Consider the following 19,548-nt stretch of genomic DNA (forward strand, 5'->3'; position numbering starts at 1 on the left):
GGGCGGTCCCGCCGCGCGGGACCGTCGGGTCAGCCGGCCGTCGTCACCCGCGGCGCACCGGCGGCCGGGGGTCCGCCTCCCCCCTCGACCAGCTCCCACGCGCGGGCGAACAGCTCGGGCAGGGTGCGGGTGGGGAGCGGGAGGGGGTTCTCCAGGCGGCCGTTGCCGGAGCGCTCCACCCCGAGCAGGGCCGCCTTCCACGCCTCCATGGGCTGGTAGGGCTTTCCGGCGTGGATCCACTCGCCCGGCAGGAAGAGCCCGCGGCCCGCCCTCGCGCGCCGGTCCTCGACGGCCAGGCCGTGCTCGACCAGCACGGCGGCGGCCTTCCGGTGCCGGGCGGGCTTCCAGCCGTTCCACGTGCGGACGTTGCGGTCGGTCGGCACGTACAGGGTCAGCAGCTGCAGGTAGAGGGCCGCCGCGTCCTCGTCGACGCCGAGCCGGCCGGCGGCCCGCCCCAGCACGTCGGGCGCGGAGACCGCCGGGTTCGCCTCGTACGACCCCGGGGGCGGCGACGTGTCCTCGAGCCGCTCGACGAGGCGCGCGCAGACCGGTCCGCGCAGCCACTCGACCAGCTCGATCTCGGAGGCGTGGGGGGAGCCCGCCCGGGACCGGCGCAGCGTCCGGGAGCGCTCGTCGTCGCCGTAGAACGCCGGGCGGAAGTACAGCCGGGGCCGGGACCGCTCGCCCCCGCGGTCGACCACGCCGTCCACGACCACGGTCAGTCCGTCGTCGACGCTCGCGACCGCCAGCGGTTCCGGGCCGGCGTAGGGACGCGAACCGAACCTGTCGTGCACGTCGGCGACCTCGCGTCCCGCCCCGTGGCCGAGGGCGCCGGCGTCCAGCAGCAGGCCCGGGTGGTCCAGCCGCTCCCGCAGCGCCCGCAGGAGACCGGGCGCCCCGGCCCGGACCGGGTCGCCGCAGGGCAGCTCCGCGTAGACCCGGAAGAGACGCGGCACGACGGAGCGCAAGGTGTCGGTGAAGTCGGTGAGGTCCCGGCCCCCGGCGGTCGGGAAGGGACGGAAGTCGCCGTTCTGGATCCAGCTGTCGAGGTCCGAGCCGAGGCCGCGGATCGACGCGTGGTCGGTGAACGCCGCGCAGAAGCGGTCCGCCGACAGCGGGAACGGACGCAGCTCGACGACCGCGTCGAAGGTCCGCTCCGGGACCACGGTCCGCCGCCCGTACCGCTCCCGCCACGCCTGTGCGAGCCGTTCCGCCACCGCCCGCATGCCCCCCGGCTCCCACAGCTCGGCGGGATCCCCGGGCAGCACGTCGGCCGCCAGTTCGAGGCGCTCCAGCGGGCTCCTCCGGCCGGGCCCGTGGACACCGTCCTCGATCTGGGCCATCTTGAGCCGGTGGACGCTGCGTTCCCCGGCGTCGAGGTGCGGCAGGTAGTCGGCGGTCAGCATCCCCGCCAGGGCGAAGGACGCCGCCGCCCGGCCCGTCCCGGTGCCGTCCCTCAGCACGGCCACCGCGTCGAGGTCCCACGGCACCGGCCCGCGCTCCCGGACCAGGTCCACCAGCCGGCGCACCTGTGCGGCGCTGCCCCATCCCCCGCGCGGGACGTCGGTCACCTCCTCGATCGTCCCCAGGCCCGGCGGATCCGCCTCCCCCGTCCGCAGGTCGACGAACCTCCGCAGCCCGCCGGCGGCCCAGCCGACCACGACGGACGCCCCCCGCCCGTCCCGGACCGCCGCGGGGCCGCCCTCGGCCGGCCGCACCAGTCCGGTGCGCAGCCGGGCCCGGGGATCGGCGAAGGGACCGTCCGCCCAGACCTCCAGCAGCGCGAGCAGCCGGCGGCGCCGCTCCTCGCGGGTGGGCTCCACGGCGGCACGCAGCGCCACGGCGCCGATGCGTCCGATGAACCGCGTCCAGGACCCCTCCCCCGCCGTTCCCGGCTCGTCGTCCGGCGCGGCCGGCTCCCCCGCCCCGGCCAGGTAACGCCCGGTCCGCTCGATGCCGGCCAGCGCCCCCTTGCCGCTCCAGTACCCCAGGCCGTCCACGAGCCCGTCCAGCGCGGGCGCCAGACCGTGGTCGTCGAGGTCCCTCGTCCCGGCCCGCGCCGTCAGCAGCTCCCTCGTGGTCATCCCGTCTCCCCGTACCGCGTCCGAACGCTCCACGGGGCGATCATGGCGTACGGGTCCGACAGCGGGGCGCGGGGTCCGGCGGGTCGTCGGACGCCCCCGGTCCCCCGCGCGCTCAGACCAGCTCGGGAGGCGGTACGGGGCGGGGCGCCGGCACGGTCCCCCGGGACCAGAGTCCGGTGGTGCGCACGTAGGCGTGGATCACCGAGGCCGTCGCCAGCAGGAGCAGGGGACCGGCCACCCACGGGTACCGGGCCATCTCCAGGGGGAGCCAGCGGTAGGACAGCAGGAACGCGGTGAAGACCACGGTGCCGTGGGCGACCAGCCGCACCGCCGACCGGTCCCAGCCGCGGTCGTACGCGCGCAGGGCCGCCTCGATGGTGAGCGTGAAGACCACGCCGGCGATCAGGTCCGCTCCGTAGTGGTAGCCGAAGCCCAGCGTCGCGCAGACCGTGGCGACCAGCCAGAACGTTCCTGCGTGGCGCAGGAGGCGCGGGCCCCTGCGGGAGTGGATGAAGATCGCGGTCGCCCACGCCGTGTGGAGGCTGGGCATGCAGTTGCGCGGGGTGATCCCGTCGAACGGCACGGAGTGCGGGACCTCGACCGGGGGCGGGGTCCTCGGCCACAGGTCGGCCACGGCCCAGGGGGCGCTGGGCGGCATGTCCGGCGCCCACAGGCTGACGTCCGCCCAGTGCTCGGTGCCCGTGCCGTAGGCGAAGAGCGGGCCGACCACCGGGAAGATCATGTAGAAGGCCGGTCCGACGAGACCGATGACCAGGAACGTGCGCACCAGGTGGTGGCGCGGGAAGCGGCGTTCGGCCGCCACGTGCCGCAGCTGGTACAGCGCGGCGACGACCGCGGCCACCGCGAGGTTGCCGTAGACGAAGTCGAGGAAGTTGAAGCCGACCGGGCCGGTGGCCTCGACGATCCGGCCCACCACCCACGACGGGTCGCCCAGCGCGTGGTCGGCGGTGGCCACGTACGGGTCCAGCACCGTCGGGCGGGTCTTCGAGGTGATGAGCAGCCAGGTGTCGCCGGTCTTGCGGCCGGCCATCAGCAGCAGCGCCAGGCCGACGCCCTTCAGCAGCAGGACCCGCTCCCGGCCGGTGCGGCGGGTGACGGCGACGACGGCGGCGCCCAGGGTCACCCACAGGGCGCCGTTGCCGAAGGGGTGGCCGCCGGCCGTGTCGGCGTCGGCCGCCCACCGGACCACCAGGAAGACGAGGTCGACGCCGATCGCCGCGCCCACCGCGACGAACCGCTCCCGCCAGGTGAGCACCACCGCCATCAACGCCAGGGCGGCGTACAGCAGACCGCCCGACTTGGGGGCGAACACCACCTCCCGCGCCTGGAGGGTGAGCGGCCCCGGGGTGCCGTAGCGGCGCGCGGCGAACTCCAGCGCGACGAGGAAGCCGAGGGTCACCACGGCGGCCAGGGTCCACAGGACCACCCGTGGCCGGCGCCGCACCGGGGACGACGCGGCCGCCTCGCGTGCGCGCGGAAGGTTCTGCGGTGGTATGTGACTCAACTTCTATCAGCCTTCACACGGAGCAGCCGGTCGGAAGCAGAACGGAAGGCGCGCGGCCCGGGTTCCCGTCCCGGGAGCGGCTCTCAGTCCAGGCAGAACTCATTGCCCTCGACGTCCTGCATCACGATGCACGATTCGTCGAAGCCGTCGGCGAGCAGGGTCCGCACGTGCACCGCGCCGCGTGCGACCAGCCGGTCGCGCTCGGCCTCGAGCGCGGCGAGGCGCTCCTCGCCCACCAGCCCGGTGCCGACCCGCACGTCGAGGTGCACCCGGTTCTTGACCGTCTTGCCCTCGGGAACGCGCTGGAAGAACAGGCGCGGGCCCGCACCCGAGGGGTCCACGCAGGCGAACGCGGAGTTCCGGCGCTCGGGCGGCAGCGAGCGTTCGTGGTCGTCCCAGGTGGCGAACCCCTCCGGCGGCGACGGCACGACGTACCCCAGCACCTCGCACCAGAAGCGGGCGACGCGCTCGGGTTCCGCGCAGTCGAAGGTGACCTGTACCTGTCTGATCGACGCCATCGGGCCACCTTAGACGCGCGTACGGCTCACCGGCACCCCGCCTCCCCCGCCGTTTTCCGCCGGGTTGTCAGCGAACTCCTCCGGGATTGTCCGCGATCGGTAACGGACGCATCCCGCGGGCGGCTTCCTCCGTCCTGTCAGGTGGTCGCGAGGCGGCCGGGGACCGGTGGGTCGACTACACGAGGGCGGGGCGGACATGGCACGGCACGGCGGCGGGCGCGGCTGGTACGGCAAGGTGGTCGGGGCGGCGCTCGGAGTGACGGTGCTCGCCGTCGGCGCCTCGGTGTGGACCGCGCAGGCCGGTCCCGTGGGCGGTGCGGCGCCGAAGGCGACCGCGTCCGCCACGCCGGGCGGTGACGTCGAGCCGGTCGGCGTGACCATCGTGCACGCCTCGGACGCGGGGCCGCGCGGCGTCAACATCACCATCGACGACGGCCCCGACCCCGCCTGGACCCCCCAGGTGCTCGACGTGCTGCGCGAGCACGGGGCGAAGGCCACCTTCTGCCTCACCGGGACGCAGGCGCAGGCCCACCCGGGCCTCGTGAAGGAGGTGGTCGCCGCCGGGCACCGGCTGTGCGACCACTCCGTGTCGCACGACACCGCCATGGACCGGAAGTCCGAGGCCTACCAGTCGAAGGAGATCCTCGACGCCGAACGCATGATCACCGAGGCGTCCGGGGGCGTCCGGCCGATGTACTACCGGGCGCCCGGCGGCGCCTTCACCCCCTACAGCCGCAAGCTGGCCGCCTCCCGCGGCATGCGCCCGCTGGGCTGGAACGTGGACACCAAGGACTTCGAGCGGCCCGGCGCCGACGCCATCGTCGCCACCGTGGAGCGGGAGCTGCCCAACGGGCCGACGCTCCTCTTCCACGACGCGGGAGGCGACCGCTCCCAGACCGTCGAGGCCCTGCGCCGCGTCCTGCCCTCGCTCAAGGAGCAGGGCTACTCCTTCGGCTTCCCGGTGCGCTGAGCCCCGCGGCCGGCCCGTCACCGCCGGGCACGGCGGGCGGACCGCTCCTCACTCCTGGACGGGAAGGTCCGGGTGGCCGGCCAGGAAGACCAGGTAGGCGATCGCCGCCGCGGCCCCCAGGAGGGACAGCGCCCCGCCCACGACGGCTCGCGGCGCGCTCGCCCGGCCCGGCCCGGACGCCCGGTACTCGACGCAGGCCCGTACGAGGCCGACGAGGGCCAGGGGCAACGCGAGGAAGCAGACCAGCGCCCAGAACGGGCAGCAGAACCAGGGGGCCAGGGACGCCCCGCCGAACCAGACCGCGAGCTCCGTCCTCTCCCGCGTCCCGTCCACCGCGCCGGCAGAAGTCATGGGCCGATCCAAGCAGAACGCCCGGGGCCGCCGGTCCCCCGGTGCTGTGACCTTCGTCGCGGCGGCGGGGGCCCGGCGCGTCCGCCGTCGGGTGGTCCGACGACGACGGCGCCGACGGCGCGTCCCCCCGTCGGCGAAGGTCACAGGGGCGGGTACGGAGGCACACGGCGGAAAGTCCGCACTCCGCGGGGGGCAGTATCTGTTTCCGTGACATGAGATATGAGCACGGGACGCGACACGTATTCCCCGGTCACCGGCCCGGGGTGAAATCGGCGACCGCACCGGGCCGATCGCACCGTGCTAGTGTCGATCCCAGTTGCAGGTGTGGTTGCCAGAAGGTTCATATCCGACGGGTTAATCATCACGGCGACACGGGTTTCACACAGGGTGAATTCCCGATACCGCCTCCGAAGGAGAAATGACATGGCCACCGGAACCGTGAAGTGGTTCAATTCCGAAAAGGGCTTCGGCTTCATCGAGCAGGACGGCGGCGGCCCCGACGTCTTCGCCCACTACTCGAACATCGCCACCCAGGGCTTCCGCGAGCTGCTGGAGGGCCAGAAGGTGTCGTTCGACATCGCGCAGGGCCAGAAGGGCCCGACGGCCGAGAACATCGTTCCCGCCTGACGCGTCGACACCGACACATCATTCCGTAGTCGGGGCCCGCACCATGGGGTGCGGGCCCCAGCTCCGCTTTATCGGCAGGGTGACCCGATCCTGCCCCTGGGCTCGTTCTCGCAATTCTCCGCGCTTCTCGTTCCGCTGCGGAAATTCCTTGATACGCGCCTGTATCGAGGAAGGTCCCGCATGAACCGCACACGTAGTACCGGCGCACGCACCGCCCACGCATCCGGCCGCACCGGGGGAAAGGCCGCCGCGGGCTCCCGCGGATCGCGCCGCTCCGCCCCTCCCCGCAACCGACGGCCCGTGCAGGGCGAGTTCACGCCGCCGGAGACGGTCACGCCCGCGCTGCCCGCCGTCGACTCGTTCGCCGAGCTCGCCCTGCCGGCGCCGTTGCTGGCCACGCTCGGCCGGGAGGGCGTGACCGCGCCGTTCCCGATCCAGGCGGCGACCCTGCCGAACTCCCTGGCGGGCCGCGACGTACTCGGCCGTGGCCGGACCGGGTCGGGCAAGACCCTCGCCTTCGGCCTGGCCGTGCTGGCCCGTACGGCGGGCCGGCGCGCCGAGCCGCGCCGCCCCCTGGCCCTGGTCCTCGTCCCCACCCGTGAGCTGGCCCAGCAGGTCACCGACGCGCTCGCGCCCTACGCGCGCTCCGTGGGCCTGCGGCTCGCCACCGTCGTCGGCGGCATGTCCATCGGCCGGCAGGCCGGCGCGCTGCGCGCCGGCGCGGAGGTGGTCGTCGCGACGCCCGGCCGGCTCAGGGACCTCGTCGACCGGGGCGACTGCCAGCTCGCCGACGTCGGCGTCACGGTGCTCGACGAAGCCGACCAGATGACCGACATGGGCTTCCTGCCCCAGGTCACCGCCCTGATCGACCAGGTGCACCCCGACGGCCAGCGGATGCTGTTCTCGGCCACCCTGGACCGCAACGTCGACCTGCTGGTCCGCCGCTACCTGACCGACCCGGTGGTCCACTCCGTCGACCCGTCGGCCGGTGCCGTCACCACGATGGAGCACCACATACTCCACGTGGACGAAACGGACAAGCGCCGCACGACGACCGAGATCGCGGCCCGGGACGGCCGGGTCATCATGTTCCTGGACACCAAGCACGCCGTGGACAAGCTGACCAAGCACCTGCTGAACAGCGGGGTCCGCGCCGCGGCCCTGCACGGCGGCCGGTCCCAGCCGCAGCGCACCCGGACCCTGGCCCAGTTCAAGGACGGCCACGTCACCGTCCTGGTGGCCACCAACGTCGCGGCCCGCGGCATCCACGTCGACAGCCTCGACCTGGTCGTCAACGTGGACCCGCCCAGCGACCACAAGGACTACCTGCACCGCGGCGGCCGTACGGCCCGCGCCGGGGAGTCCGGCAGCGTCGTCACCCTGGTCACCCCCGGCCAGCGCCGCGACATGACCCGGCTGATGGCGTCGGCCGGCATCACCCCGCACGTCACGCCGGTCCGCTCGGGCGAGGCGGAGCTGAGCCGGATCACGGGCGCCCAGGCGCCCTCCGGCGTCCCCGTGGTCATCACCGTGCCCGTGGTGGAACGCCCGCGCCGCGCGTCCTCGCCGTCCCGGAGCCGCCGGGGCCGCACCGGCCAGAACCGCGCCGGTCAGGGCCGCGCCGGCCAGAACCGCACCGGTCAGGGCCGCACCGGTCAGGGCCGGCCCGCCGACGCGGGCGCCCGCCGCAGGGCACAGGGACGACCCGGCAACGAATCGGCCGCTTAACGGGCGCCTTCCCCGGAGCCCGCAGGACCGCCCCCGGGGGTGCCGGTTCCTGCCGGAAGGTTCTGTCCTCGCAGGTCAGCACCGTCCGGCAGGACGCCCGGCCCCTCTCACGGCCGAGGGCTCCGACCGTGCGGGTCCCGGGCCGGGCGTTCCGGTGACCCGCGTTTCCCCCGCCCCGCCCCGCCCTGCGGCCTTACTCTGGTCGGCACCATCGGGGAACCGCGCCGGCCGTCTGGAGGCAACGGGGTGAAGGAGCGCAGTCCGGATCGGGTCCGCAACGAACTCGTCGTCTCCATCGTGGACGCGCTGCAGGGTTCGTCCACGGTGAACCAGGCGGGCAGCCGGGAGATCTGGCGGGAGCTGCTCGCGGCCGAACTGGCCTCCCCCGTGGAGCCGTTCGGCGGGGACCGGCTGCGGCCCTGGCTGCTGCAGGTGGTCATGGCGTGCACCGAGGTCGGCGACGGGCCGGCGTGTCTGGTGCGGTCGCTCGAGTACGTGGAGCAGCAGTCGACCACGGTCGCCGCCCTGTGGCCGCTGGTGGACGAGTGGGAGGCCGTCGACTTCTTCAACCACGCCGATCTGCGCGCGTTACGGCCCGTCCTGCTGTCGATGAGCTCTCCGGACCTCGCGGCCATGGCGCGTCGCGCGAGCCGGTCCCGGGTGCAGGAACTGCCCTCCTGGTGCCGCACGGGGTGGCAGGTCTTCCTGCGGCTGGCGGGGGAGAACTCCCCGAACGGCGAACTCCCGCCCAGCCTGGCCTTCCTGGCGCTCTGCGCCGACCGGCTGGTGGCGGACGGCCGGGCCGACGCCGCCGAGGTGCTGCGCCGCTTCACTCGCGGCCAGGCGCACACCCTGCGGCTGGACGACGCGCTGGCGGCCTGGCAGCACTCGGAGTTCCCGCAGGCCGCGCCCTCGCTCGTCCCCGCGTACCTGATGATCCAGTTCGAGCCGGACCGGATCGAGGCGGACCGCTTCTACCTGTCGCACTGGCGCCAGTCCGACCCGCAGGGCTGGCACCCCGTACCGGGCGAGACCGTCCACCTGCACCGGGAGGAACTCCCCGGAGCGGTGGAGAGGCTGGTGGAGGAGGTCGAGGAGAGATGGGCCGACCTGCGGCAGCCGGTCCTCCTGGAGTTCATCCTGCCGTGGGAGCTGCTGAACGAGCCCGTCGAGTGGTGGCCGAAGGAGTCCGACTCCGACTCGCCCACCCCGCTGGCGCTGGACTACCCGGTGGTGGTGCGCAGCCTCGAACGACTGCAGCGGACCGCGTGGCACCGGGCCTGGCACAACAAGTGGCGACGGCTCCGGGAGCGCCCCGCGGACAGCCATCCGCACTGGAGCCGGCCCGGGCAGGACTCGGCCTACTTCTTCCACCTGGAACGTGAGCTGAAGGAGGACCGGCACGCGGTCTGCCTGGTGCTCAGCGAACCGCCCGGCGACGACTCGGGCACCGGCCGGCGGGAGGTCCTGGCCGGGTTGCGGGCCGGCGTGCCCGCGATGGTCTGGCACCGCAGCGACTGCTCGGATCCGTCGTTCCAGGACGCCATCGGCGAAATACTGCAGGACCGGGGGCTCGGCAGCCTGGCGGAACGCATCGAGAAGTGGCGCAAGGAGGCCCTGGCGCTCGGACCCGACGCCTGGGACCAGCACGTGGGCCGCCACCTGGCCATCCTGCTCGACGACCCCGAGCGCAAGCCGGGGCCGCCCGGACCGGTGTAGCGGCCGTGCCCCTGCGGACCGGGGGACGGGCCGGGGCCGTCCCGCGGCGGTCACCGGCGCGGGGTCGTACGGCGTCGGTCTTGCGCGGGGGATCGACGGAGTGCCACGCTGACGGTCGGGACGGCCCCGGCGCCCGTCCCGCGCGCTCCACACCACCGGGGCGCTTTCCGGACGGTCAACTCGCGATCCCTCCCGTCATCCCCCTGGTGGACATCCGTCTTGCACCGCACGCGGACCACTGCCAGGCTGGCAACGTGGATGTCACGCATGCCCGCGGACTGCGGGACTCCTCCTGCGCCCCTCCGCCGTGCTCGGGCATCGCCGGCCGCTCCGAGGGCGCCCATGCGGCGTGACGACAGCCCACGAGCCTTAACGAATCCCGCGCCTGACGAGGTGTCATGGGAGGGCGTGCTGCACGCCCTGAGCGGACTGGAACCGGCGGACCCGGCCGATCGCCCGGCCGTCCTGCTCGTCGTCGACGACCACGTGAGCATGTGCGTCTGGGAGGACGCGGTCGGCCGGCTGGCGGAGGGGCTCACCCGTCAGGAGCGGCTGGGCCGGATCACCACCGTGCGGCTGCTGGGTTCGGACGACACCGAGCCGACCCGGATCCGGCTGGACCACCTGCCCCCCGGCGACACCCGGCACCGGGTGACGCTGGTGCTGACCGACGGCCTCGCCGCGGGCTGGAGGGCGGGCGCGGTCCTGCCGCTGCTGCGGGAACTCGGCCGGTCCGAGCCGCTCGCCGTGCTGCACCTGCTGCCGCAGCGGCTGTGGTTCCGCACGGGCCTGGACGTGCACCGCATGCACCTGAGCGCCACACGGCCCTGGGCGCCGAACGACTCCCTGCGGTGGGAGCTGCGCACCTCCCCCCTCGAACCCGTCGAGGACGCCACGGCCCAAGCCGGCGTGGTCCCGGTACCCGTCCTGGAATCGACCCGGCGCTCCCTGTCCGGCTGGGTCGGCCTGGTGACCGGACGCGGGCCCGGGGGGACGGAGACGTCCGGCGTCCGGGCCCGTGACTGGAAGCGGCGGCCGGACGCCGCGCGGGCGCTGCCCTGGGACCACGGCGTCCCCGACCCCGACAGCGCCGTCCCGGCCCGGGAGCGCGTCTCGGACTTCCGTGCCGCCGCCTCGCCCACCGCCTTCGCGCTCGCCACCCGGCTGGCGGCGGCACCGCTGACGCTGCCGGTGATGAAGGCGCTGACCGCGTCCGTGCCGGGCGCCGGGCCCGCCCACCTCACCGAGCTGCTGATGAGCGGACTGGTGCGGCCGGCCGGCGGGGACGCCGAGCGCGCCGCGGGCGTGGTCTTCACCTTCGGTCCGGACACCCGCCAGGAGTTACTGGCGCTGTCCCGCCGCCGTGACACCGTCCGGGTGCTGCACGACGTACGGGTGCTCGTCGCCCCGCAGGGCGTCGCGCCGGACCGGCCGGGCGCCGCCGGCCCGCCCGCGGCGGTCCGCGTCCCGCCGGTGACCCGGCACAACGTCGCCTTCCTGCGCGTCGAGCTGGCCGCGCTGCGCGCCCTGTCCGGACGCTTCCTGCCACTGGCCGAGCGGCTCGCCCGCGCACTGGACGAGTACGACCGCAAGAACACCGTGAGCCTGCGCAAGGGTGCGGGCCCCCGCCCCGGGAGCACCGCCCCCCACGCCCACCGGACAACTGCAGAAGGAGCCACGGCCATGTCCACCACGCAGCAGGAACCCGCGGTGGAGAGCGGGCGTTCGGCACAGCCGCGCGTCTGGGGCAACATCCCCCCACGCAATCCGAACTTCACCGGCCGGGTGGATCTCCTGGAACGGCTGAGCGAGCGCCTGCGGGAGGGCACGACGACCGTGCTGCCGGAGGCCATCCACGGCATGGGCGGCGTCGGCAAGACCCAGCTGGCCATCGAGTACGCCTACCGGCACCAGTCCGAGTACGACATCGTCTGGTGGATCCCCGCCGAACGCCCCGGCCAGATCGGCCAGTCCCTGGTCGAACTCGCCCAGCGGCTCGGCATCGTCACCACGTCCGAGGCCAACATCGCCGGACCCGCGGTGCGCGAGGCGCTGCGCGAGGGGCGGCCGTACTCCCGCTGGCTGCTGATCTTCGACAACGCCGACAGTCCCGAGCGGGTCCGCGACTACTTCCCCACCGGGGGCAGCGGCACCATCCTCGTCACCTCGCGCAACCGCCGCTGGAGCGTGGTCGGCCCCTCCCTCGAGGTCGACGTCTTCACCCGGGAGGAGAGCAAGGAGCTGCTGCGCCGCTCCGGTCCCGGCGACCTCGTCGACGCCGACGCCGACCGTCTCGCCGACGCCCTCGGCGACCTCCCCCTCGCCCTGGAACAGGCCGCGGCCTGGCGGGCGGAGACCGGAATGCCGGTGTCGGAGTACCTGCGGCTGTTCGAGCACAAGCGCAGCGAGCTCCTCGAGGTGTCCCCGCCACCGGACTACCAGCTGCCGGTCGCCGCCGCGTGGAACGTCTCCCTCGACCACCTCGAGACCCGCAGCCTCACCGCCCTGCGCCTGCTCCAGCTCTGCTCCTACTTCGCGCCGGACCCCATCTCCCGCTCCATCTTCTCCGGGCTCGGCGGGTCCACGATCGACCCCGAGCTGGACCGGGCCCTCAACGACCCGATGCGGCTGGCCCGCGCCATCCGGGAGATCAACCGCTACTCCCTGGCCCGCATCGACCACCGGACCAACTCGATCGAGATGCACCGCCTGGTGCAGGCCGTGCTCATCAACCGGATGTCCCCCGAAGAGCAGCGGCGCATGCGCAGCGGCGCCCACACGCTGCTCGCCGCCGCCGACCCGAAGGGCCCCAGCCAGTCGGCCAACTGGCCGCGCTACGCCGAGCTGTACGGCCACGTCATCGCCTCCGGCGCGATCGAGTCCGACCAGCCGTGGGTCCGCCAGCTCGTGCGGAACATCGCCAGGTACCTCTGGTACTGGGGAGACCACAAGGTCGCCCGCGAGTTCACCGAGCAGGTCTGGGAGACCTGGCAGCGGCTGTTCGGCGAGGAGGACCAGCAGACCCGCCTGATGGGGTGGTGGCTCGGCTTCCTCTACCTGAAGGTGGGCCGGTACGACGACGCGTCCCGGATCGCCGCCCGGCTCAAGGACGTCTACGCCCGCACGGCGCCCCCGGGCCGCGAGGACACCCGGGAGGACGCGCTGGAGACGATGAACCTGGACGCCGCGGTGCGCCGCGTCCAGGGAGACTTCGTCACCGGAGCCGAACTGGACCGGACGGCCTGCGACCGGGCCCGCCGCGCCTTCGGCGAGGACGACCCCGTCACGCTGGCCACCGCCCACAACCTGGGGGTGAGCCTCCGGCTCGTCGGCGAGTTCCAGCGCGCGCTGGAACTGGACCGGCGCACGCACGCGCTGAAGACACGGCTGTTCGGCCGTGACCACCCGCAGTCGCTGATGACCGAGGCGAGCATCGCCATCGACGTCCGCGAGACCGGTGACTACGTCGGCGCGCGGTCCCTGCAGCAGGCCGTCGTCGACGGCTATCGGACCCTCTTCGGGCCCCGCAACCCGACGACCCTGCAGAACCTCCAGCAGCTGAGCGTGTCCTGCCGCAAGGAGGGCGACCACGCCACCGCGCTCGAGCTGGCGCGCGAGGCGTTCAGCCAGTTCACCCGCCGCTACGGCGACACCCACCCGGAGTCGCTGACGGCCGCGCTCACCCTGGCGGTGACGTTGCGCCACGACGGCGAGCTGGAGGCGGCCCGCGACCGTGGCGAGCGGGCGTGCGAGCGGTTCCGCCAGCTCTTCGGGAGCGACCATCCGCACGTCCTGGCGGCCGACATCGACCTGGCGGTGACCTACCGGCTGCTGGGCCGGGCCGAGGAGGCCAGGGAGCAGGACGAGGAGACGCTGCGGTCGCTGACCGAACGCCTGGGGGAGGGCCACCCGGTCACGCTGGCCTGCGCGATCAACCTGGCGAGCGATCTGAGCGCGCTGGGGCGGGCGGACGGCGCCCGCGAACTCGGCGAGAGGACGATGGCGTCGTGCTCGGCGAGGCTGGGCGAGGACCACCCCACCACGCTGGTGTGCGGGGCCAACCTCGCCCTGGACCTCATCGCCGTCGGCCGGGAGGCGGAGGGCGAGGCGCTGCACGCGGACGTCCTGAGCCGTATGGAGCGCGTCCTGGACGAACCCCGTACGGCAGGCCCCCACCCGGCGACGCTCCTGGTACGGGCCCGGGGGCGGGCCGACTGCGACGTCGACCCGATGCCGCTGTGAGGTGACGGGCCCGCCGACCGGCGGGCCGCTCCCGCCGGGAGGGGTGGCGCCACCGCGTCCGGCCGGCCCGGCGGTGCCCGGTCAGTGCGCCGCGGACGGGGGCGAGCCGAGCCACGTGGCCAGCCGGACGGGGTCGGGCGGGGTGCCGGTGGCCCGGAACAGTGCCTCGTGCACCGCGCGGGCCCGTTCGGGATGGCGGCCGAGCAGGCGGGCGGCGACCGGGTGCTCGTCCGACGCGGCGAGGGCCCGGCCGAGGCCGGCCCAGGTGCCGGCCCGTCCGGGTTCCGCGGCCAGGCGGGCCGCGTAGGCCCGGCGGGCCGCGGCGGCGTCGCCGGCCGCCAGCAGGGCGTCGCCGGTCACTGCTCCGGTGACCCGCGCGGCGGCTTCTCCCGGTTCCTCGGGGCGCCGGCCGTCGTCCGCGCCGCCGAGGCGGTGGCGGACCAGCATGGCCAGGCAGTCCAGCCAGCGCGCGGAGGGGTCGGGCACCACCTCCGGCTCGGACGCGAGGGCCCCGGGTGGTCCGCTCTCGCCGGCCAGCCAGGCCCGGACGGCCTCGTCCACGGCCGCCGGGGCGGGCCGCAGGTGATGTGCCCGCCAGCGCCCCGCGTGGTCGGCGGCGCAGAGCCGGGCCAGCGCCAGGTGGTCCTCGGGCACGGGCTCGGTGAGCCACTGCGCGCAGCGGTCGCGGAGCGTGTCCAGCACGGAGGCGCCGAGCGGGGTGAGGCGTGGGTGGCGGTGGATCTGCTCCATCGCGGTGGCCACGTGGGCCCGCCACAGCGCGAACTCGAAGTGCGCCGTCGCGGTCCGTGCGCCGGCGGCACGGCGGTGGGCGTGCCAGAAACGGGTGATGCCCACGAAGGCGTAGACGCCCTGGAGGAGTCCCTCCAGCGGACGGGGGTCGTCCCGCCACGGCGCGTACCACAGCTCCGTACCGCTGTCGGCGCCCCGGGTCACCAGCGGTGCCAGGTGCAGCAGACCGCCCAGTTTGGTGTGCTGGAACTCGTGCACGAGCGTGACGGCCAGCTGGACGGCGTCGTCCGGCTCCGAGGCCTCGATGCCGCCGAACGCGTCCCCCGACGACACGCTGCGGGGCCGAAACCTTTCCCTCGCCGGGGTGGGACTCAGCGAGAACACGCCCCGCCGCATCGCGGCGGCCGTCTCGGGCTGGTCCCGCAGCAGCACTTCCCAGGACCGCTCCAGCGTCCGCCGCCACCGCGCCGCGGCCTCCTCGGACAGCGGGCGCGGCTCGGTCGGATGCGGGTACGTCCGGTACGGGTCGACGTCGTCCAGGGCGACTTCCAGCCGCAGTCCGGCCGGGCCGGCCGCGAGCCGGCGCACCGGGTGCCACCCCGGCCCCGCCGAGCCGGGCGGCAGCGGTACGGCGACCGTGTGCTCAGGCGTCCGGACCACGGCGCGTCCGGCCTCGGCCCGCACGGTGGCCGTCGCCCACGGTTCGGCCGAGGGCAGTTCGGCACAGCCCAGGGTGGGCAGGGGGACCCGGCCGTGCCGGACCGGTACCTCGATGCCGAAGTCGAGCCCCGCGCGCAGCGCGGCCGCGGCGGCCAGCGCGCGGGCGTGACCGAGCACCACCGCCTGCGGCGGCTCGTCCCGCTCCACCGCCCCGGCGCGCAGCCGGCGCAGCACGGTGGCGAGCCACATGCCGGTCTGCGGGTACATGAGCAGCTCGTCGACGACGGCGGGGGCGCGGCGCTGAGCGGCACTGAGCAGGTCCCACGCCGCCCCCAGGTCCGCGGCGTCGTCGAGCATCCGCAACAGCAGCAGCCGACGGCTGCGCTCGGCCGCGGTCAGGAGGTCCACGGTCGCCGGTCCGCCCTCGCCGCGGGCCAGTTCGGCGAGGCTGCCGGACGGGAGACGATGATGCGGCAGGGACGGCTCAGCGCTCATGGGCGGCCCCGCGGTCAGTGGGGACGTCCCTTGCCGCCTCCCCCTCCTTCTCCGAAGCCGGAGACGCTGGCCAGTGGGTGATCGATCCCGTGCTGCAGCTCCTGAAGCGACGCGGCGAGAAATCGACCGTCCATGGAGCGCAGTGCTTCAAGGGACACCCCCGCGAGATCGACAAGGCTGGACTCGACGGCGGCCGCAGACGACTCCATGACGGCCAAACCCCTTCCCCCCGATGACGCGTACGGACACGGGCTGCTCACATCCCCCTGATAATCGCCCGCCGTAGCCTGGATGAAACACGACGGCCGGGCGGTGCCGCCATATCGGGTCAGCGGTCGCCGGCGCCACCGCGGTGGCGCCGGGACAGCTCCGCCGCCTCCTCGTCGAGGCGGGCCATTCCGGCGGAGTCGCCCTCCATCAGCCGCACCGCTTCCATGAGTTGGTCCAGTGTGCCGCGATAGCGCAGGCAGGTGCGCAGGATCCCGAACACGTCCGGACGCAGCGCCGGTGAGCGGGGGCTCATGGCCGCGATCACCGGATCGATGCCGTCCAGCACCAGCGCCAGGGTGGTGCGCTCGCTCACCGTGGGCAGCGCGGTCAACGCGCCCACCAGCCCGTCGAGTTCCCGCAGCGGCAGGTCGTCCGGCAGATGCGCCAGGCTGCCGGGGCCCGCGGTGCCGGTCGAGGGGGCGGCCGGCCCGGGCGGTGACGCGGGCAGCCCGGCGTACCGGTGCAGCAGGGCGAGGTCGGCCGCCGGCAGCAGCTCGTACCAGCGGTCCGCGCGCACGGCGGCGAGGCGGCCCAGGCCGTCCGAGCGGTGGTGGGCGCTGACCAGTCCGATGAGGGTGTCGGCGTGCCAGACCGCCGCGCCGGACATGCCCTCCCAGGGGGAGCGGTCGGGTTCGGGGTCCTCCCGCGGCGGGGTGACCGCGAGTTCGAGGGTGCCCTCGCGGCGGTTGGACAGCACCGAGATCATCCCGGTGGCGTGGCAGGAGTCGCGGTACTGGGAAGGCGAGCCGTCGTCGAGCCGGCGCATCCGGTCCTCGCGCAGCTTGAACCGCGGGAAGCCCAGCGCGCTGCACGGCAGCAGTGCGTCCGTGTCGGGCACGGCGCCGTACGCGGGCGGCTCGGTCACGGCCGCGTGGACACCGGGGGGCACGGGCCCGGTGAGCTCCAGGAGCGCCACGTCGGCCTTCTCGGAGGCCAGCACCACGCGCGCGGGCGCGGTCCACTCGTCGGGGCGGTCGGCCTCGAACCGTACGTGCACCCCGAGGCGTTCCTCCCCGGCGGCACGGACGACGTGCGCGGCGGTGAGGACGTGCGACGGGCCGACGCGGTAGCCGGAGCCCCGGCGTCCGCCGCGCCCCTCGGGCCGTCGCACCAGCACCTCCGCCACGCGCAGCGGGTCCAGTCGCCGGGGCGCCCGGGGCACCGCGCTCAGCGCTCGCCCTCCGCCTCGTCGCCGCCCACCCACGGCGCGCGCCCGCCGCCGCTGCGCGTGCGCGGATCGAGCGTCAGCTTCACCCGGTGCGTGACGCTGTCCGCCAGCCGGCCGTCCGCGCCGGTCTCCACCACCCAGAAGCGGATCTTCCCGCCCGCCGTCGCGGACCGCTCCACGACGACGGCGGCCTCCAGCTCCACCGGGCCCACCTCGAAGTACAGGTCCTCCCCCTGTGCGGCGGTGCGGGCCGCGGTGAGCTCGCGGCGCAACTCCTCTATGAGCTCGGCGAGTTCGATCACGCCCGGGTCCTACCCAGAACGCCCACCCTTCACTCGATCCGGGTGGATTCCACAGTTCTGGAACCGCGTGCCACCGTGGGTGCACTAGGGTTACCGACGGCCTGAAAAGTGTTGAAACTGCACGACAGTGGCATACATCGGGCATTCTTCGTATCACCTCACTTCCACTGTCATGGGGACGGCGTCATGGAGAAGACCGGAGTCGAGTCTGAGCTGATCGACCTCAGTGGCGTCCCGTTGGACCTCTGGCCGGACCTGGAGCTGCCGTCCGTCGAGGGCTCCATGCGCCGCCTGCTCAGCCGTATCGACGACCCGGCCGGCAGCCTCGGCGGCTACAACCCGCAACGCGACGAATAGGCACCCTCCATGCACCAGACGGCCCGGCCCCACGTCCTGTCACCGCGGTCGTTCGACGAACTGCTGGGCGGCGGGGGCGGCCCCGCGACGGTGGACGCCTTGCGCGCGAGCGAGCGCAGCTGGCGACTGCTCGTCGTACGGGCCCTGCTGGACGCGGCCGCGACGGCACCGACCGGCCCCCTGCCCCCGTTGCAGGAGGGCTGGCGCCTGCTGTCGCGGGCCTGGTCCGTGGCGGGGCAGGAGGTGGAGCGGCTGCTGTCGTACCCGGCCGTCGGCATGTGGTCGGCGCACACACTGCGCCGACTGCGGGGCACCGCCGACCACGAAGCACCCCTGTGGGCGGAGACGGGACACCTGCACGCGCTCGCCGCGAGCGCGGCGGTCCGCGCCGGCCTGGAGTTCCGTACCGACGTCCCGGTCCGGCACGGCTGGGCCGTGCTGCCCGCGCTCGGGGCCATGCGGGTGCCCGGCGCCCCGGACTGGACGGTGACCGAGGTGTCCGCCCGCGACGGGGACGTGCGGGTCGCGGGCCGCCGGCTGGGCGCGTCGGGCTGGCACGCGCCGGCCGAGCTGCGCGCCGAGGGGTGCACGCTGCTCCTGGACGACACCGACCCCTATCGCACCCTGCGCGCACCGGGCGTCCCCGAGCCGCTCGACTCCGCCGCCCGGTGGCAGGAGCTGTTCGGCTCGGCCTGGGAGATCCTGCGCACCGCCGACCGGGAGGAGGCCCGGGCCCTGGCGGACGGACTGGTGTCCGTGGTGCCCCGCCCGCGCTCCGAGCGGTTCCGGCCGCACAGCGCCTCCTCCGGCGACGCCTTCGGCACGGCGGTGGCGTCGGTCCCCGACGACGGCGAGCAGTTCGCCTCGACGCTGGTGCACGAGTTCCAGCACAACAAGCTCAGCGCGTTCATGCACCTGTTCACCCTGTACGAGGAGCCGGAGACCCGGCTGTACTACGCCCCCTGGCGGGACGACCCCCGGCCGCTGGGCGGGTTGCTCCAAGGGGTGTACGCGTTCTTCGGGGTCACCGCCTTCTGGCGGCGGCGCGACCATCCGCTCGGACGGTTCGAGTACGCGCTGTGGCGGGCCCAGACGGCGCACGCGCTCCGTGCGGTCGGCCGGTCGGACGGGCTCACGGACCTGGGGCGGCGCCTGGTGGCCCACCTCGCGGGGCGGCTGGAGCCCTGGCTCGCGGAACCGGTGGACGCGCGGGCCCGCGCCGCGGCCGACCTCGCGGTCGCGGACCACCGCGCGACCTGGCGGGCGTACCACCTGCGGCCCGACCCGGGCACGGTCCGGGCCCACGCGGCGGCCTGGCCCCACGGGACCCGGTCCGTCACCCGGCGCCACGGGCCGACGCTCGTCGCGGGGCGGCCGGTGCGGGGCTTCGACACGCGGGCGGTGCTGGTGAGGTGGCTGCTGGCGGACCCGGAGGGGTTCGGGAGGCTGCGGGACGACCCCGGCGCCACGGTGAGCGGCGCGCGCCCCGAGGACGTCGACCTCGTCACGGGCCGTACGGCCGAGGCGCTGCGCGCCTGCCGCGCGCGCATCGCCCGGGGCGAGGGCGACCCCGAGACCTGGGTGGGGCTGGGACTCGCCGCCCGGGCCGAAGGGGACCCCGCCGGCGAGGGACTGCTCGCCCACCCGGAGCTGGTCACGGCCCTGTACACCGAACTCGACGGACGTGCCGACCCCCTGGAACTGGGTCGCGCGTTCGCGCCCCGCACGCCCGCCTGACCGCCCCCGGGACCCGGTGGGGGCCCTGCCGACGCGCGTCGGCAG

General features: G+C 74.7%; 14 protein-coding genes. 7 read left to right on the forward strand and 7 right to left on the reverse strand.

The features are described from left to right. Window positions 1-29: 29 nt before the first annotated feature. The 3 genes from ABTY20_RS13630 to ABTY20_RS13640 all read right to left on the reverse strand — a co-directional run bounded on the left by ABTY20_RS13630 (window position 30) and on the right by ABTY20_RS13640 (window position 4,127). Window positions 30-2,084 carry a hypothetical protein gene (locus ABTY20_RS13630; protein WP_351997162.1) on the reverse strand — a complete coding sequence of 685 codons (2,055 nt, stop codon included), beginning with the start codon at window positions 2,082-2,084 and terminating at the stop codon, window positions 30-32. 112 nt (window positions 2,085-2,196) lie between these two features. Further along, window positions 2,197-3,549 (reverse strand): DUF5933 domain-containing protein, encoded by a 1,353-nt coding sequence (locus ABTY20_RS13635; protein ID WP_502991802.1) that lies wholly within the window; start codon window positions 3,547-3,549, stop codon window positions 2,197-2,199. A 143-nt stretch (window positions 3,550-3,692) separates the two neighbouring features. Then, window positions 3,693-4,127 (reverse strand): VOC family protein, encoded by a 435-nt coding sequence (locus ABTY20_RS13640; RefSeq protein ID WP_351997163.1) that lies wholly within the window; start codon window positions 4,125-4,127, stop codon window positions 3,693-3,695. Between the two features lie 196 nt (window positions 4,128-4,323). Here ABTY20_RS13640 and ABTY20_RS13645 point away from each other — a divergent pair, with 196 nt between their 5' ends. Further along, entirely contained in the window at window positions 4,324-5,097 is a 774-nt protein-coding gene (locus tag ABTY20_RS13645) for a polysaccharide deacetylase family protein (protein ID WP_351997164.1), read from the forward strand. A 48-nt stretch (window positions 5,098-5,145) separates the two neighbouring features. Here the strand turns inward: ABTY20_RS13645 and ABTY20_RS13650 are convergent, their stop codons facing one another. Beyond that, entirely contained in the window at window positions 5,146-5,448 is a 303-nt protein-coding gene (locus ABTY20_RS13650; protein WP_351997165.1) for a hypothetical protein, read from the reverse strand. Between the two features lie 423 nt (window positions 5,449-5,871). Here ABTY20_RS13650 and ABTY20_RS13655 point away from each other — a divergent pair, with 423 nt between their 5' ends. The 4 genes from ABTY20_RS13655 to fxsT all read left to right on the forward strand — a co-directional run bounded on the left by ABTY20_RS13655 (window position 5,872) and on the right by fxsT (window position 13,764). Beyond that, the gene (locus ABTY20_RS13655) at window positions 5,872-6,075 is read left to right on the forward strand and encodes a cold-shock protein (protein WP_053670392.1); all 204 of its coding nucleotides are present in this window, start codon (window positions 5,872-5,874) and stop codon (window positions 6,073-6,075) included. Between the two features lie 180 nt (window positions 6,076-6,255). Continuing rightward, complete coding sequence (locus ABTY20_RS13660; RefSeq protein WP_351997166.1) at window positions 6,256-7,803, forward strand: DEAD/DEAH box helicase; 1,548 nt, start codon at window positions 6,256-6,258, stop codon at window positions 7,801-7,803. Window positions 7,804-8,049: 246 nt separating this feature from the next. Then, on the forward strand, window positions 8,050-9,522 hold the full coding sequence (locus ABTY20_RS13665) for a VMAP-C domain-containing protein (RefSeq protein WP_351997167.1): 1,473 nt from the start codon (window positions 8,050-8,052) through the stop codon (window positions 9,520-9,522). A gap of 408 nt (window positions 9,523-9,930) precedes the next feature. Next, a complete protein-coding gene (gene fxsT / locus ABTY20_RS13670) occupies window positions 9,931-13,764 on the forward strand; it encodes an FxSxx-COOH system tetratricopeptide repeat protein (RefSeq protein WP_351997168.1) in 3,834 nt (1,277 codons plus the stop codon). A gap of 81 nt (window positions 13,765-13,845) precedes the next feature. Here fxsT and ABTY20_RS13675 read toward each other — a convergent pair whose 3' ends face one another. The 3 genes from ABTY20_RS13675 to ABTY20_RS13685 form a co-directional block, all read right to left on the reverse strand. Beyond that, on the reverse strand, window positions 13,846-15,669 hold the full coding sequence (locus ABTY20_RS13675; protein ID WP_351997169.1) for an HEXXH motif domain-containing protein: 1,824 nt from the start codon (window positions 15,667-15,669) through the stop codon (window positions 13,846-13,848). 328 nt (window positions 15,670-15,997) lie between these two features. Further along, window positions 15,998-17,101 (reverse strand): effector-associated domain 2-containing protein, encoded by a 1,104-nt coding sequence (locus ABTY20_RS13680; RefSeq protein WP_351997170.1) that lies wholly within the window; start codon window positions 17,099-17,101, stop codon window positions 15,998-16,000. Between the two features lie 5 nt (window positions 17,102-17,106). Next, window positions 17,107-17,409: a trypco2 family protein gene (locus ABTY20_RS13685; protein WP_351997171.1), complete on the reverse strand. Its 303-nt coding sequence runs from the start codon at window positions 17,407-17,409 to the stop codon at window positions 17,107-17,109. Window positions 17,410-17,595: 186 nt separating this feature from the next. On the opposite strand from ABTY20_RS13685, the gene ABTY20_RS13690 reads away from it, so the two are divergent. Next, window positions 17,596-17,766, forward strand: coding sequence for a hypothetical protein (locus tag ABTY20_RS13690; RefSeq protein WP_351997172.1), 171 nt, complete (start codon window positions 17,596-17,598; stop codon window positions 17,764-17,766). Window positions 17,767-17,775: 9 nt separating this feature from the next. Then, the gene (locus ABTY20_RS13695) at window positions 17,776-19,503 is read left to right on the forward strand and encodes an HEXXH motif domain-containing protein (RefSeq protein WP_351997173.1); all 1,728 of its coding nucleotides are present in this window, start codon (window positions 17,776-17,778) and stop codon (window positions 19,501-19,503) included. Window positions 19,504-19,548 lie beyond the last annotated feature (45 nt).

It is taken from the genome of Streptomyces sp. NPDC126497 (assembly GCF_040302425.1).
Classification (GTDB): domain Bacteria; phylum Actinomycetota; class Actinomycetes; order Streptomycetales; family Streptomycetaceae; genus Streptomyces.